The organism is Methylovulum psychrotolerans (assembly GCF_002209385.1).
Taxonomy (GTDB): Bacteria; Pseudomonadota; Gammaproteobacteria; order Methylococcales; family Methylomonadaceae; genus Methylovulum; species Methylovulum psychrotolerans.
Genome location: NZ_CP022129.1, coordinates 1,109,955 through 1,123,476, shown reverse-complemented (window position 1 = coordinate 1,123,476; position 13,522 = coordinate 1,109,955). Strand labels below are relative to the sequence as shown.

The following is a 13,522-nucleotide window of genomic DNA, read 5'->3' as shown; positions in this document are numbered from 1 at the left end:
GCGCCTTCATCTAGTGGCGCGTTTAGCGAATTTACTAATCATAGCGTCCATGCACTAGACACACAATAAAAAGGGATGGTGAAATTCACTTATGTTGCGTCTGCGTTCCAAAACTTTGTGATTCGCCGTGCGAAGGGAAAAAATTCTTCGGTATTGGCATGTAGGCTCAACAAAATTTCTGGTGGACAATCTATGGTAACGGTTTGCGCATCATTATTGTTCTGTAGGTACAAAGACGCTGGGTGTTACTGCTAAGCGAGCGGCACGACGCGCAAAACGACGGTCATCAAAGCTGTAAAAACTCTCACAATGACGGCAAGCGGTCAGATGCAAAGCATCGGCAAAATCCAAACCTTCTGCTTGTAAAGCCAAGGCTTGGGAGACGCGGGGCCATTCTTCAACGGTAACATTGGCTAGCCCTAGCAGATGCTCAATAACGTGGCGAAAATCACTCTGTCCAAAACCATAAAAAGCGCGTAACACCCATTCCAATTCTAAAATAACGGTTAATGGAACAAACAGTTGGGGTGATTCAGTCATGATGCGCCGGGCTATTGGGCGTTGTTTAACTGCCTGCAAATCGTTGGGGTCATCGACATAAAAACGGGCTAAAATATTGGTGTCTAGCCCTATCATTTAGCGTCCCGCATAGCCTGTGCAACATCAAAATCCGCTAGATTCCGTTCGCCCGGCAATTTGCAAACGAGCAAGCCGTAACCCTCTTCAGGTTTTGTCGGCTGAATGCGCCGATTGACTTCAACCCTTAAGTTAGGGCCTTCTATGATAAAGCTAAGCTGGCATCCTGGCGTAATGCCCAATTGTTTGCGGATGTCGAGAGGGATAATAACTTGGCCTTGTTCAGAAACGGTGACAGTTTGCATAATGGCTCCTGAAGTATTAAATGGGATTTCGGTTGGGTATCCGTTTTTCTTACGGCAATAAAATATAAATGGCCAATAAATTCATAGGCAATACGGGATAGACGACTTGGAACTGTTGTTTATCCATCGGCGCGGTAAAGTGCTAGGATCAATTAACTTTATATCGACATTTAAACCAATCGCTTTATTAATGAGCTTCTTATCAAAGCTGACAAATTCATTGGCAGATGAACTACACGCCAGATGTAAAGCATCGGCAAAATCCATTCCTTGCTGATGCCATGCTAAGGCGTTAAACACAGCGGCCTTATTTTCAGTCATGACGTTAGTTAATCCCAGTAAACCCGACAAGGCATAGCCAATACGGTCAGATGGGAAACGGTAGCTGAACCGTAATACCCATTCTGTTTCCAAAATAACGGTAGTGGGGATAAAAAGCAGTGCGGATTCAGCAAAAATACGGTATGCCTTGAGATATTGGGCTTCATCGTCTCTGGTTAAAAATCGCACTATCACATTGGTGTCAACTGCGATCATGTTATCCCCATTCAGCGGCAATGCCTTGTTGAATGGCCTCGTCCATTTCTTCTATGGACTTTGCTGCGCCTTGATAAGCCAAACAGCCCGCAATAGCGTCGATAGAAGTATGTTGCATTATTTTTTTGGGCTTCAATAAAATGCCTTGCGGGGTAGATTCAATTTCTAATTCTTGCCCGATGGCCAAATGATAAGCATCGCATATTGTTTTTGGAATGGTTACATGCCTGCGGCTAGATAAATGCGTGGTTTTCATGTTTTTTCCCCTAAAAGTGTTGTTTCAGGTGGCTATTCGCACCCGATCTTTTTAAATTCATTATCGACAATACCCCGTATCTCTGGGGCATCGTCATCATTGGTAATCTGCAAAACGATAGCGCATTGCGCTCCCCCGCTTTTTGCTTAATAACGGCATGATTTTAAAGGGCTGCACCGAACGGAGTGCAATAGTCTTTAGCCATTGCACGATAACCTGACCGAGTGTGCTAGCTTTAGCCTGTCGTTTGCTTAACGCTAGATGCTATAACTCGATCATCAAGTTTTTAATATTAGAATAAGCAACTTAGCCATTAGATATTGGATTAGTATTTTAGTTAAGTAAAAACAAAAAGTTGCAATGGAATCCGTCCCCCTCCCCTGATGGGTGTATGGACGTGGGACATAGGTAACACATGTTCGGGGACATGGGTGACGGTTTTTTCGGGTTATTGTGGGGCCTTTAGGTCAATAAAGGCAATCCTATATTGGCAAAAATAGACATCAAGGCCGCCCTCTTGAGGCGTAGCCCTTAAAGCCACAGGATAGCCCCTGAAAGCCTTGCCCACTTTCCAGGTACGGCCTAAATAGCTAAATTCGCCCTTGGCCTGCACCATACGGACTTGGTCGTCAGGGGCGTACTCGATGGGCGGCAAGGACTCCGGGAACGGCCTCGGGCTGGCTTGGTAACGGCTGACGGGCGGCTGCAAACCCAGTGCCTGGTGCGGGCGTTCGAGATTGTACATGTCCCGCCAAGCATCGAAACGCTTTTGGGCAATGGCCAAGTTTGCGAAAGTCTCATGCGCCAAAAGCTCGCCCTTGAGGGTGCGGTGGAAGCGTTCGTCCTTGCCCTGGGTTTGCGGGTGGTAGGGGCGCGAATGGCTGACTTTGATGCCCAAGCGCAACAGCCAGACCGTCAACGGCGTATAGGGGTTGTCGCGGTCGTCACCCCAAGGAGGCCCGTTGTCCATCGTCATGCGCCACGGCAAACCGGACTTATGCTAATGGCTAAGAGATTTTAATCAGACTGTTTTTATTTCGTTTAATGAAAAAAGCCTTATTTAGATTCTCCCCACCCCATCCCTCCCCATCAGGGGAGGGGGACGGATTCCATTGCAGCTTGTTGTTTTTACTTAATTAAAATACTAATCCAATATCTAATGGCTAAGTTGCTTATTCTAATATTAAAAACTTGATGATCGAGTAATAAGATCTAAGGAAGCCCCTACGCCTTAGGCGGCACATACCCGGCGGGCATGTCATTATGGCCTTCAAACAAGAATTTCGCGCGTTCTTCGGCCAGATAAGCGCGGGCTTTCGGGTCGAAACTAGCCAGTTTGTTCTCGTTAATCAGCATGGTTTGTCTGCTTAACCACGCTTGCCAGGCGGATTTGGAGATTTTTTCATAGATTTCTTGGCCTTTTTCGCCGGGAAAAGGTGGCGAATCTAAGCCTTCGGCTTCTTCACCCAGTTTTACGCAGTGTATTAATCTCGTCATAGTGATTCCTAGTAGTCTGTATTAAATTGTTGCAGTAAAGTTTTGATCGGGGCGGGCAGACCCAAGCCGCTGATTTGTGCGCTGTTATACCAGAGCGCTTGTTCCGCTTCCATCACATTATTTGTAGGGTTTTCGATCTGCACCAGCAACGGCGTGTAATCCAGATGGTAATGGGAGAAGGTGTGGCGTTTGCTGGCTAAGCTATGGCGTTGCTTGATAAGCAAGTTTCGGCTTAAGCACCAGTCTTCGGCGGCATTAAGGGCGGCAAATTCCGGCAGGCTCCATAAGCCGCCCCAGATGCCGGTGGGCGGCCTTTTTTCTAAATAGATACGCTGGTCGGGGGTATAGAGCAGCAGCAAAAAACAGGCTTTAATCGGCAAGGTTTTCGGCGGTTTCCGGCTGGGGTAAGCGGATACGTTACCTTGGCGATAAGCTTGGCAATCGGCGCTGACCGGACAGGCTAAGCATAAGGGTTTGCTGCGGGTGCACAGTGTCGCCCCTAAATCCATTATCGCTTGGGTGTACTCGGCCGCCCTGACGCTAGGGGTCAGTTCGGCGCTGAGCGCCCATAGGGCTTTGCTGACTTGGCTTTGGCCGGGCCAACCGCCAATGGCGTTCAGGCGGGTCAGCACCCGCTTGACGTTGCCGTCCAGGATCGGGTGGCTATTGTTAAAGGCGATGCTTAAAATCGCCCCAGCGGTGGATTGGCCGATGCCGGGTAAGGCCATTAGCCCTTCTAGGGTGTCAGGAAAGCCGCCCAATTCAGCAATGCGTTGGGCGGCTTTATGCAGGTTACGCGCCCGCGCGTAATAGCCTAAACCCGCCCAATGCCGCAATACTTCATCTATAGGGGCCGCCGCCAAGGCTTCGACGGTCGGGAAGCTCTCGGTAAAAGCCTGAAAATACGGGATGACGGTGGCGACTTGGGTTTGTTGCAGCATGGTTTCCGACAGCCAAACCCGATAAGGGCTAATGGCTTGTTGCCAAGGCAGGTTTTTCCGGCCATGCTGGTCAAACCACGCCAACAGGCGCTCTTGGAAGCTAGCCGGATCAAGGCGCGGGCGAGGCATGGTTGGGTCAGACAAGCCGTTCATGCGCGGGTTGCTAAAAAAGTATTCATTAAGGCCAGTTTATCGAATATCATGGCGGGGAACTTGGTATATTATAAGAGGTGAAAAAAATGTTGATTTTAGCTAAAGCGGCAGGGATTGCCATATTAGTCTGGTTTTATCTGACCGCAAAGGAAAAAGGCCAGCCCGCTTTCCAATGGGCGATAATTGGCGTGATCGGTTACTGGGTGGCTTGGTGGGCGTTCAAATTGACCGCACTGGCACCGTTGGCGGCGTTGTTTACCAAAAGCCCGACCATGATTTTCCTGGTCACGCAAATCCCTGCTTTGTGCGGCATGGCGGCGGCGTATTTTATCAGAAAGAAATTGCTCGCGGATGTGGCGGCAAAATCGGAGTGATTCGCCGAGTTTGTCGGCAAGAGCCAAAAAATAACTTTTTTGGCTCTTTTTTAACGTAATATCCGGCCTTGTCCCCTTTTGCCGTACCGCCCACCTATCTTGTTACCCGATGCCTGATTATTCCAATTCCCACGGTTTACTCGCCTTATCCTTACGCACCTTAAAGAAACTGCTTAGCAAGCCGCTCCAAGCCATGTATTTTCACGCGCGTGAGTCGATAGGCGAGCCTAAGCGGGCGATTGTGGTTGCGCAAGTGGAACAGGCTTGTGGCAGTTTGCAAGACACCCGGGATGCCTTTGCCGATGCGCTGGAGCGTTTTAACAGCTTGGTGGCGGTGCAAGATACGGCATTAGAACATAAATACCAGTTGCTGAATCGGCAATATCAGTTATGCCGCGCCAAAGCCGAGGCGGTCAGCCAACGTATCCGAAGCATTGAAGAAGTAACTGAGGCCTTGTTTACGGAATGGGACCGTGAGTTGGGCGAGTATAGCAACAGAGCCTTGCGCAACCATAGCAAACAGCAATTAAAGCAAGCCAGACAGCAGTATGCGCGGCTGATTAAGGCTATGCACAAGGCGGAAGGTAAAATTCAGCCAGTATTGGCGGCGTTTAAGGATCAGGTGCTGTATCTTAAGCATAACCTCAATGCGCGGGCGATTGCCGCCTTACAGCATGAATTTCTCGACATCGGCATGGACATCGCCCAATTGCTGTTGGCAATGGAGCAGATCATCGCCGAAGCCAACGAATTTGTCAGTGTGCTGTCCTTGCAAAATGCTCCGGGGCAAAAAGCCTTGCCTAGGCAACGGCTTTAGGTGGGTTGGGCATTGGGGGAGTAAAAGCCCAACGCGGCGGGCTACCCTCAAAAGGGTGGCGCAAACGGGTTTGCCCCACCCCCTGCTGCATTAACATCAAGTTTTTTTAAAGCTTGTACAGCACATCATTGGCCTTGTCTTTGGCATCTTCTTTTTTGGGGGATTTGCGGTTATCCTGATCGATTCTTTCGCGGCCGAATTTAGTGATCATTTCGCCCCAGCTAGAATACTGGTCGTAGCCTTTATAGTTGGCATTTTTCCGCTCTTGATAAACTTGTTTGCCGATTTCTATAATTTCTTGGGGGCTTTTGCCGCCGACAATATCCAAGAATTGTTTGTCGTCTTTATTGGCATCACGGATAGTCCAAAACGACACTTCAAATTCGATACGGTTTTCCTGGGGCAAGCGCTCTTTTAGGGATCTGACTGAACGGTAAGCGGTTTTCATGTTCTGCCCGTTGATTTCTTGGCTTTTGCCACAGGCGATAAGGGCGGTGCAGCTTAATAAGATAAGCAAAATGGGAAGTTTTTTCATAAAGAAGTCCTCAATGTTTATAACGGCTTTGTTGTTATTTTTAGCGGATGGGATTTTATAGTCAGAGTCGTTGTTATATACGCCAGATTACAGAAAGCAATGCCGAAGGCAAGATTAGCCGCGCGATTTTTTCGTGCTTGCCGCCAAGGCTTCATCCTGACGGCATTCGCCCCCTGCCTAAACGGGCAGTAACGGGCTGGGCAGACGGCAAAAAATTAATATAATTCAATGCTATTGATGCTTCGGTATCGCCTAAACAAAGTAAAATGGTCAGTTATTATAACCCTGAGCTAAACAACTATGCTGGAATTTATCCAATTATTAAAACAGCGTTATCAAGCCATAGTCGCGCAAACGGGCAAAGCCGCCACCTTGGATTATCAGCAGCGCATTGACCAACTGACGTTGGCGGAAGCCTTTGTCCGCAAAGGCTTATGGTTGGCGGCGAAAGAGCCGCAGGTCTTACAGGTGGCGGTCATCGGCCCTACACAAGCGGGCAAAAGCTCACTGGTCAACGCTTTGCTGGGCAGTCCGGCGGCGGGGGTGAGTCCGCTGGCCGGTTATACTGTGCATCCGCAGGGCTTTTGCCACGCCGTAAAACAGAGCGACTGCCAAGGTTTGCAGCGTTATTTCGGGCGCTTCCAATGCCTGTCGCCCGAACAGCTCAGTAAGCACCGCTACGATTGCTATTCGGTCAGTGACACCAATAGCCGTTCGGCGTATTTACCGCCTTGTATAGTATGGGATACGCCGGACTTTGATTCAATAGATTCCCAAACTTACCGCGAAGGGGTCATCCGAAGCATTGCCTTAGCGGACGTGCTGGTGTTGGTGGTCAGTAAAGAAAAATACGCCGACCAATCGGTTTGGGAGATGATGGCCGAATTGGCGGCACTGAACCAGCCGACGTTGATTTGCCTGAACAAATTGGCCGAAGGCTCGGAAGCGTTGTTAATCCCGTCCTTAAAAGACAAGTGGCAGCAAGCCCGCCGCGACCCTTGCCCCGACATCATCCCCCTGTATTATCAAAAAGCCCTGGGTGGCCCGCAGTGGCCTGACAGCCAAGCCGGGCGCATTAAGCAGTTGGCGAAAAAAACCAACCCCGCTCAACATGCGCGGTTTGAGCAAGCCTTTTTACAACAGCACTGGCAATCCTGGCTGGAGCCGGTGCGTGCCGAGCACCAACTAGTCGGCGATTGGCAAGCGTTACTGGATGAGGTGCTAAAACAAGCCTTAAACCACTATCAGCGCGATTATCTGAACCATCCACACCATTACGAAACTTTCCAACAAGCGATGGCGGAGTTGCTGACCTTATTGGAAATGCCCGGCTTGGCGGGGATTATGACCGGGGCGCGGAAAATCCTGACCTGGCCGATGCGGCAAATGCTCAAGCTCGGCGGCAAGCGCCTGCATATCACCGACAGCAGCCAAGAAGTCAAACTGTTAAACCAATTGGCCGAACACGCCCTCATCCAATTGGCCGACCGTTTGCTGGATAAGCAGGAGCAACACCAGCAACAAGACTGGTGGCAGGGCTTAAGCTCGTCGCTACGCCGCCAGCGTCCAGAAATTTTGCAGCATTTTGCGGTGGCGGTCAAAAATTATCATTTGGAATTCCAGCAAGACGTGGAAGCCAGCGCCCAGCGTTTATATCATAAACTCCAAGAGCAGCCGATGGTGTTAAATAGCCTCCGCGCCACCCGCGTCACCGCCGACGCGGCGATGATCGCGCTGACCTTACACACGGGCGGCATTGGTGTGCATGATCTGGTGATCGCCCCCGCCATGCTTTCCGTCACCTCCTTGCTGGCGGAAAGCGCCATCGGCGGCTATATGCACAAAGTCGAAGCGCACCTTAAGCAACAGCAATTGAACGCCGTCGATTTGAACTTGTTTAGCGGTGCGTTAGGCAATACCCTGAAAGCCTTGCCCGCACAACTGGCCGGCAACAGTCACTTTAATATCTCGCCCGAACAGTTAGGGGCAATGGAACAGCAATTGACAGAGAAACGCCATGGCTTACGATTACTCTGAAGTAGTAGCAAACGCCCAACAGTGGGCCGAACAGGCACTTGGGGCCGGCTGGATTAGCGCCGAGGCTGCCGCTCAGTTGAAAGAGTTGGAAACCAAATCCCCCGACAGCCTATTCAGCCCCCAAGAAGCCCGGCCCTTGATCGTCGCCTTTATGGGCGGCAGCGGGGTCGGCAAAAGCACCTTGCTGAACCGCTTGGCGGGCAAGCCGATTGCGCGGGTCGGGGTTGAACGCCCGACTTCGCGGGAAGTCACCCTTTTCCACCATCACAGCGTCGCCATCCAAAACCTGCCCGAACAGCTGCCGATTACCCATATTAAAATCGCCCAGCACGATGAAGAGGCGAAAAAGCAGATTATCTGGATCGACATGCCGGATTTTGACAGCACCGAACAAGGCAACAAGCAACTGGTGCTGCAATGGTTGCCGCATATCGACGTATTGGTCTATGTGGTCAGCCCCGAACGTTACCGCGACGAAAAAGCGTGGCGGCTGTTACTGACCGAAGGGGCCAAACATGCGTGGCTGTTTGTGCTCAACCAATGGGATAGGGGCCAGCCCGAACAATACGAGGATTTTAAGCAACAACTGCACAAAGCGGGTTTTTTTGAGCCGATTATTTTTAAGACCATCTGTGCCGACGACTGGCAAACCGATGAATTCGCGCAACTGGAAGCCACTATCATGGCTTTGGCGCAAGGCCATACCGTGCAACAACTCCAACAGCGCGGGCAAGCCCTGCGTAAACGCGCCCTGCAACAGCAATTGCAGGACATCCGCGCCAGCTTGGTCGGCCAAGCCCCGGTCAGCAAACTCCCCAGCTTATGGCAATACCATTGGCAACAGGCCGTCACCGTCTTGGGACAAGGTTTTGTCTGGCCGATCAAAAACGCCGCCACCTATTATGGCGAACATGCCGCCGATTTGCTCGGCAACCCGTCGAATGGACGCGTCGCGTTGTGGGATGAATGGGCGCAAACCCGTTTTGACGATGCGTTAGATTTATTCGTCTTAGATGCCGCCCAACAGGGCTTGCCCGTGTTGCCGTTAAAAACCGCCCTGGCGGAACTGCGCGGCAAAGCCGCGAAAATACTACAAGGGCAAACCGAACTGGCGGTGCGGCAAGCCTTAGCCCGCCCAGGTAGCCATTTGCACCGGAGTTTGTTAAAAGTTATCCGCTTACTGGAAATAACCCTGCCGTTGGCGGCGATGTCTTGGGTCGGCTATCAGGTCTTTCTGGGCTTTTACCAAAGCAACCAGACCAGTAGTCACTACCTAGGCGTAGACTTTGCCATCCATAGCAGCTTACTGATCGCCATCACTTGGCTGGTGCCGTTCTTCATCCTGAAAAAAGCCCAGCCATCCTTACGCAAAAGTGCCCTAAAAGGCTTAAACACGGGCGTTAAGCAAGCGTTTGGCTTATTGGATGACGCGATACAAGAAACTATCGCCGACTTTAGCCAAACCCACGCCGGACAACTTGAGCAATTGGCGGCGCTGATCGGGCAATGCGAATGCCCCGATGTGGAAACCCGCTTAGTGGTCGATAATGACAGCCCTTTAGCGCGGATGTTAATCGGTTGAGGGGCAAGAGGCCACCCTATTATCTTGCACCAACAGCCAAGGTTTAACCACCACCACCCAAACCAAGGCATTCGCCTCCAGCCATTGCAGGGCTTGCGGATCCGACACCAAACCGATTTGCTTGGCGCTGAGCCACGCTTGCACTTGGGTTTTGTTGTCGGCGGCAAATTGATAGGCAACGTCGATCAAATCCAACTCACGACCCACGTTAACCGCCAAGCCTTGGGCAAAAAAGCGTTGCAATTCGCTCCAGGCGATTTGGGAAGTTTCCAGGTGGATTTTTTCTTTTAACGTCGTGTCGATAATTTCTTGCATAGTCGAGTTACAATGGGCACTTGTTGTTAATGGATAGGCGGTTATTTTATCTGTTATCAGCAGCTAGTCCATAAACCCTATTGTTAAGAGGAGCCAGTATGTCGTTATTATCGTCGTTTACGAAAAAATCCAAACTCTCTGCCACTATTAAACAAACCCAGCAGGCACGGAAAAGCGAAGGCAACGCCGCCGACCAATTGTTTAAAAGTGCTTATGCCGGTTATGCCGAGGTCTTGCTGGATGACCCTATCCGTGCCGATGCCTTATATAATTGGGGCTTTGCCTTATTGCACCAAGCCAAAACCAAGGAAGGCGCACAAGCCGAGGCCATTTATCAGGATGCCATTAACAAATTCGCTTTTTGTTTGCTGATTAACCCGAATTATTTGGGCGCGGCAATTAACGGCGGCGTGGCGTATATGGATTTGGCCCGCTTGAAAGGGGCGGCACCGGATGATGTGTTATACACCTTGGCACAAAAGCACTTTGAAGCCGCCAATAAAATCCAGACCGGCACCGCCTCGTATAATCTGGCCTGTATCTACGCCTTGCGCGGCGATTCGCAAGCTTGTCTGCAAGCCTTTGAGCTTTCGAAAGAGCGCGGTAGTCTGCCCGATGCCAGCGACATAATGCAAGACCCTGATTTGGCGACCGTTAAGGAAGCGGATTGGTTTCTGGCTTTTATCGAACCTTTGTTACCGAAGGAAGAACCTGTTGTCGTTGAAGAGGCTGTTGCCGTAGCGGAAGAACCCGCAGCCGTTGAAGAGGTTGCTGCCGTAGCAGAAGAACCCGCAGCCGTTGAAGAGGCTGTTGCCGAAGCGGAAGAACCCGCAGCCGTTGAAGAAGTCGCCGCCGAAGTGGAAGAACCCGCAGCGGTTGAAGAAGTCGCCGCCAAAGTGGAAGAGCCAGCGGCGGTTGCAGAAGTTGCTGCCGAAGCGGAAGAACCCGCAGCAGTTGAAGAAGTTGCTGCCGAAGTGGAAGAACCAGCGGCGGTTGAAGAAGTCGCCGCCGAAGTGGAAGAGCCCGCAGCGGTTGAAGAAGCTGCCGCCGAAGTTGAAGAGCCAGCGGAAGAGGAGTTTGCTGAAGTTGGGGAGCCGATTGCGGAAGCCGATGTTATCATCGTTGCTGAAACCGACGGGGCAGCCGATGCAGAGGAAACCATCGTTGCCGAACCTGGCGTAAGCTATCAGGCGCATAAAAACCGTAAAAAGAAGTAAGCCCTCTCTTATCGGCCTACGCTTAGGCACAATAACGGACGGGGCGATAAACCCCGTCCGTAGCCCTTAGGAACATCCATAAAAACACCGTAAGGCAGCTGCCTATTTGGAGCGCGGGCAAGATGCCCGCGCTCCAAGACCCTAGCTAATTCCTAAGGCCGGACTGCCGCCCTGGCTTGGCGCATCACTTGTTTCAAATCCCGCACCGTTTGCGCCAATCCCGAAAATACCGCCTGGGCAATAATCGAATGACCGATATTCAACTCGACAATTTGCGGTATTGCACAAATCGCTTCGACATTATGAAAATGCAGGCCATGGCCGGCATTCACCTGTAGCCCCGCACTATGCGCATACTGCGCCGCCGCTTGGATACGCGCTAACTCACTGGCTTGTAATGGCGCGGTGGCGGCATCGGCATAGCGGCCTGTGTGCAGCTCAATCACAGGTGCGCCTGCCGCCACAGCGGCATCAATCTGGGCAAAATCGGGGTCGATAAACAGCGATACCTCAATGCCCGCCGCCGCCAAATCGCCACACGCCCGCTGCATAGCCGCCAAATTGCCCGCTACATCCAAACCGCCTTCGGTGGTCAGTTCGGTGCGTTTTTCCGGCACGAGGCAACAGGCATAGGGCTTTACTTGCAGGGCGATGGCGAGCATCTGCGCCGTCACCGCCATTTCTAAATTCAGGCGGCTATGCAGCCGCTCTTGCAACAGAAAAATATCCCTGTCTTGGATATGGCGGCGGTCTTCGCGCAAATGCGCGGTAATGCCGTCCGCCCCCGCTTGCTCGGCCACCAAAGCGGCTTGGACAGGGTCGGGGTAACGGGTACCCCGCGCTTGCCGTAAGGTGGCGACGTGGTCGATGTTAACGCCTAATAAAATGGCTGGTGTGTTCATGGGCAGATAATAAAAAATAAAGGATGATAGCGATTCTATCGCTTAAACAGGCGGCGGCTCAACAGTTGCGGTTTGATCCGCCAACCACGCCCACGCTCCTAAGCCCGCTTGGCGGCCTGTGGCAAAACAGGCGCTCAGTAAATAGCCCCCGGTCGGGGCTTCCCAGTCGAGCATTTCCCCGGCACAAAACACTCCGGGCAGGGATTTTAGCATTAGGTCTTCGTTAAGCCCCGCAAAGTCCACGCCACCTGCACTGCTAATGGCTTCCGCCAAAGGCCGCGCCGCCAATAATGTTAAGGGCAGGGCTTTAATGGCTTGGGCTAAGCGTTGGGCATCATGAATATCAGCGGCTGGCACTAATTCGCGCACCAATCCCGCTTTGACCCCATCCAGCCCCAGTTTACGCAATACATTCGCCAACGAGGTTTTGCCGCGCGGCTGGGCTAAGCGTTGGTGCAGCCATGCCACGTCCTTATCGGGCAGTAAATCCACATACACCACCGCTTGCCCAGTTTGGCTAATGCAGTTGCGAATTGCGGCGGACAGGCTATAAATCAGCCCGCCCTCAATACCCGTCTCGGTAATCACGCATTCCCCCTGTTGCTTAAGCGTCTGCGCGTGGCTATCGGTCAGGCGCAGGGTGAGGGTCTTTAAGGGTTGCCCGGCATAACGGCTTTTAAAATGGTCGCTCCAAGCGGCGGTAAAGCCGCAATTGGCGGGTTGCAACAACTGCACGGCGATACCTTGAGCCCGGAACGGCTCTTGCCATTGTCCGGTAGAACCCAACTGTGGCCAACTGCCGCCGCCCAAGGCAAAAATCACCGCCTCGGCATGGATAACTTGCCCACCTTGCGGGGATTGAAACACCAAGCTTTGGCCGGGCGTTTGCCACCCCGTCCATAACCAGCGGGTATGGAACACCACCCCCGCCTCGCGTAAGCGCCGTAACCATGAGCGCAACAAAGGTGCGGCTTTCATATCGGTGGGAAACACCCGCCCGGACGAGCCGACAAAGGTCTCTATGCCCAACTCGCTTAACCAAGCCCGCAACGCCGTCGGCGGAAACGCCTCCAGTAACGGCGCGACCTCGGCCTGATGTTCGCCATAACGGGACACAAAGGCCGGAAAGGGTTCGGCATGGGTGATGTTCATCCCGCCTTTCCCCGCCATTAAAAATTTCCGCCCCACCGAAGGCATACTGTCGTACACGTCTACTCGGACAGGATAACGGCTCAAAAATTCCGCCGCCATTAAGCCAGCCGGGCCACCGCCGATAATGGCGATGCGGGGTAGCGTAGAGGATGGGGTAATTGGAGGTACTGGAAGGGAGGTCACGATTGTCTTATGGCTATTGGGCAGCGGGGGGATTATTCAACTAGAATGCAAAGGTCTTTAGCCTTTGCTAAGGCGTTGTAAAATGGCTAAAAACCATAAACGCCAAACGCTTTAGTCCAAGCAGATTATGGTCTTGTGTATTA

Annotated in this window: 16 protein-coding genes; 5 read left to right on the top strand and 11 right to left on the bottom strand. The window is 51.9% G+C overall.

Annotated features, from left to right (window positions below; all coding sequences use genetic code 11):
* Positions 1 to 213: 213 nt before the first annotated feature.
* From CEK71_RS04975 to mutY, 7 genes are all read right to left on the bottom strand, one after another.
* Positions 214 to 636: a type II toxin-antitoxin system VapC family toxin gene (locus tag CEK71_RS04975; RefSeq protein WP_088618351.1), complete on the bottom strand. Its 423-nt coding sequence runs from the start codon at positions 634 to 636 to the stop codon at positions 214 to 216.
* Complete coding sequence (locus CEK71_RS04970) at positions 633 to 881, bottom strand: AbrB/MazE/SpoVT family DNA-binding domain-containing protein (RefSeq protein WP_088618350.1); 249 nt, start codon at positions 879 to 881, stop codon at positions 633 to 635. Before CEK71_RS04970 ends, CEK71_RS04975 begins: the two co-directional genes overlap by 4 nt.
* A gap of 81 nt (positions 882 to 962) precedes the next feature.
* The gene (locus tag CEK71_RS04965; RefSeq protein WP_088618349.1) at positions 963 to 1,418 is read right to left on the bottom strand and encodes a type II toxin-antitoxin system VapC family toxin; all 456 of its coding nucleotides are present in this window, start codon (positions 1,416 to 1,418) and stop codon (positions 963 to 965) included.
* Between the two features lies 1 nt (position 1,419).
* Positions 1,420 to 1,674, bottom strand: a complete 255-nt coding sequence (locus CEK71_RS04960; protein WP_088618348.1) for an AbrB/MazE/SpoVT family DNA-binding domain-containing protein — start codon at positions 1,672 to 1,674, stop codon at positions 1,420 to 1,422.
* A 448-nt stretch (positions 1,675 to 2,122) separates the two neighbouring features.
* Complete coding sequence (locus CEK71_RS04955) at positions 2,123 to 2,644, bottom strand: integrase core domain-containing protein (protein WP_157678997.1); 522 nt, start codon at positions 2,642 to 2,644, stop codon at positions 2,123 to 2,125.
* Between the two features lie 254 nt (positions 2,645 to 2,898).
* Positions 2,899 to 3,171, bottom strand: a complete 273-nt coding sequence (locus tag CEK71_RS04950) for an oxidative damage protection protein (RefSeq protein ID WP_088618346.1) — start codon at positions 3,169 to 3,171, stop codon at positions 2,899 to 2,901.
* A gap of 8 nt (positions 3,172 to 3,179) precedes the next feature.
* On the bottom strand, positions 3,180 to 4,265 hold the full coding sequence (mutY, locus tag CEK71_RS04945) for an A/G-specific adenine glycosylase (RefSeq protein ID WP_232463766.1): 1,086 nt from the start codon (positions 4,263 to 4,265) through the stop codon (positions 3,180 to 3,182).
* Between the two features lie 86 nt (positions 4,266 to 4,351).
* Here mutY and CEK71_RS04940 point away from each other — a divergent pair, with 86 nt between their 5' ends.
* Both CEK71_RS04940 and CEK71_RS04935 read left to right on the top strand, forming a co-directional pair.
* A complete protein-coding gene (locus CEK71_RS04940) occupies positions 4,352 to 4,639 on the top strand; it encodes a hypothetical protein (protein ID WP_088618345.1) in 288 nt (95 codons plus the stop codon).
* Positions 4,640 to 4,748: 109 nt separating this feature from the next.
* Positions 4,749 to 5,456 (top strand): DUF2959 domain-containing protein, encoded by a 708-nt coding sequence (locus CEK71_RS04935; protein ID WP_088618344.1) that lies wholly within the window; start codon positions 4,749 to 4,751, stop codon positions 5,454 to 5,456.
* A gap of 106 nt (positions 5,457 to 5,562) precedes the next feature.
* Here the strand turns inward: CEK71_RS04935 and CEK71_RS04930 are convergent, their stop codons facing one another.
* On the bottom strand, positions 5,563 to 5,991 hold the full coding sequence (locus CEK71_RS04930; RefSeq protein WP_088618343.1) for a hypothetical protein: 429 nt from the start codon (positions 5,989 to 5,991) through the stop codon (positions 5,563 to 5,565).
* 300 nt (positions 5,992 to 6,291) lie between these two features.
* On the opposite strand from CEK71_RS04930, the gene CEK71_RS04925 reads away from it, so the two are divergent.
* Together CEK71_RS04925 and CEK71_RS04920 are read left to right on the top strand one after the other, a co-directional pair.
* Complete coding sequence (locus tag CEK71_RS04925) at positions 6,292 to 8,028, top strand: GTPase domain-containing protein (RefSeq protein WP_088618342.1); 1,737 nt, start codon at positions 6,292 to 6,294, stop codon at positions 8,026 to 8,028.
* Positions 8,009 to 9,610, top strand: coding sequence for a GTPase (locus tag CEK71_RS04920; protein WP_088618341.1), 1,602 nt, complete (start codon positions 8,009 to 8,011; stop codon positions 9,608 to 9,610). The genes CEK71_RS04925 and CEK71_RS04920 overlap by 20 nt, the downstream gene beginning before the upstream one ends.
* On the opposite strand, the gene CEK71_RS04915 is transcribed toward CEK71_RS04920, so the two are convergent.
* A complete protein-coding gene (locus CEK71_RS04915) occupies positions 9,599 to 9,925 on the bottom strand; it encodes a DUF2288 domain-containing protein (protein WP_088618340.1) in 327 nt (108 codons plus the stop codon). The two genes, CEK71_RS04920 and CEK71_RS04915, sit on opposite strands and share 12 nt — an antisense overlap.
* 98 nt (positions 9,926 to 10,023) lie before the next feature.
* On the opposite strand from CEK71_RS04915, the gene CEK71_RS04910 reads away from it, so the two are divergent.
* Positions 10,024 to 11,142, top strand: coding sequence for a TPR end-of-group domain-containing protein (locus tag CEK71_RS04910; RefSeq protein WP_088618339.1), 1,119 nt, complete (start codon positions 10,024 to 10,026; stop codon positions 11,140 to 11,142).
* A 152-nt stretch (positions 11,143 to 11,294) separates the two neighbouring features.
* Here the strand turns inward: CEK71_RS04910 and pdxJ are convergent, their stop codons facing one another.
* A complete protein-coding gene (gene pdxJ, locus CEK71_RS04905; RefSeq protein ID WP_088618338.1) occupies positions 11,295 to 12,044 on the bottom strand; it encodes a pyridoxine 5'-phosphate synthase in 750 nt (249 codons plus the stop codon).
* Positions 12,045 to 12,086: 42 nt separating this feature from the next.
* A complete protein-coding gene (locus tag CEK71_RS04900; protein WP_269766606.1) occupies positions 12,087 to 13,379 on the bottom strand; it encodes a TIGR03862 family flavoprotein in 1,293 nt (430 codons plus the stop codon).
* Positions 13,380 to 13,522 lie beyond the last annotated feature (143 nt).

Bases quoted from the DNA above. Each gene is read 5' to 3' on its own strand.
- CEK71_RS04975 (WP_088618351.1), bottom strand. From the start codon at position 636: ATGATAGGGCTAGACACCAATATTTTAGCCCGTTTTTATGTCGATGAC.
- CEK71_RS04970 (WP_088618350.1), bottom strand. From the start codon at position 881: ATGCAAACTGTCACCGTTTCTGAACAAGGCCAAGTTATTATCCCTCTC.
- CEK71_RS04965 (WP_088618349.1), bottom strand. From the start codon at position 1,418: ATGATCGCAGTTGACACCAATGTGATAGTGCGATTTTTAACCAGAGAC.
- CEK71_RS04960 (WP_088618348.1), bottom strand. From the start codon at position 1,674: ATGAAAACCACGCATTTATCTAGCCGCAGGCATGTAACCATTCCAAAA.
- CEK71_RS04955 (WP_157678997.1), bottom strand. From the start codon at position 2,644: ATGGACAACGGGCCTCCTTGGGGTGACGACCGCGACAACCCCTATACG.
- CEK71_RS04950 (WP_088618346.1), bottom strand. From the start codon at position 3,171: ATGACGAGATTAATACACTGCGTAAAACTGGGTGAAGAAGCCGAAGGC.
- mutY (WP_232463766.1), bottom strand. From the start codon at position 4,265: ATGAACGGCTTGTCTGACCCAACCATGCCTCGCCCGCGCCTTGATCCG.
- CEK71_RS04940 (WP_088618345.1), top strand. From the start codon at position 4,352: ATGTTGATTTTAGCTAAAGCGGCAGGGATTGCCATATTAGTCTGGTTT.
- CEK71_RS04935 (WP_088618344.1), top strand. From the start codon at position 4,749: ATGCCTGATTATTCCAATTCCCACGGTTTACTCGCCTTATCCTTACGC.
- CEK71_RS04930 (WP_088618343.1), bottom strand. From the start codon at position 5,991: ATGAAAAAACTTCCCATTTTGCTTATCTTATTAAGCTGCACCGCCCTT.
- CEK71_RS04925 (WP_088618342.1), top strand. From the start codon at position 6,292: ATGCTGGAATTTATCCAATTATTAAAACAGCGTTATCAAGCCATAGTC.
- CEK71_RS04920 (WP_088618341.1), top strand. From the start codon at position 8,009: ATGGCTTACGATTACTCTGAAGTAGTAGCAAACGCCCAACAGTGGGCC.
- CEK71_RS04915 (WP_088618340.1), bottom strand. From the start codon at position 9,925: ATGCAAGAAATTATCGACACGACGTTAAAAGAAAAAATCCACCTGGAA.
- CEK71_RS04910 (WP_088618339.1), top strand. From the start codon at position 10,024: ATGTCGTTATTATCGTCGTTTACGAAAAAATCCAAACTCTCTGCCACT.
- pdxJ (WP_088618338.1), bottom strand. From the start codon at position 12,044: ATGAACACACCAGCCATTTTATTAGGCGTTAACATCGACCACGTCGCC.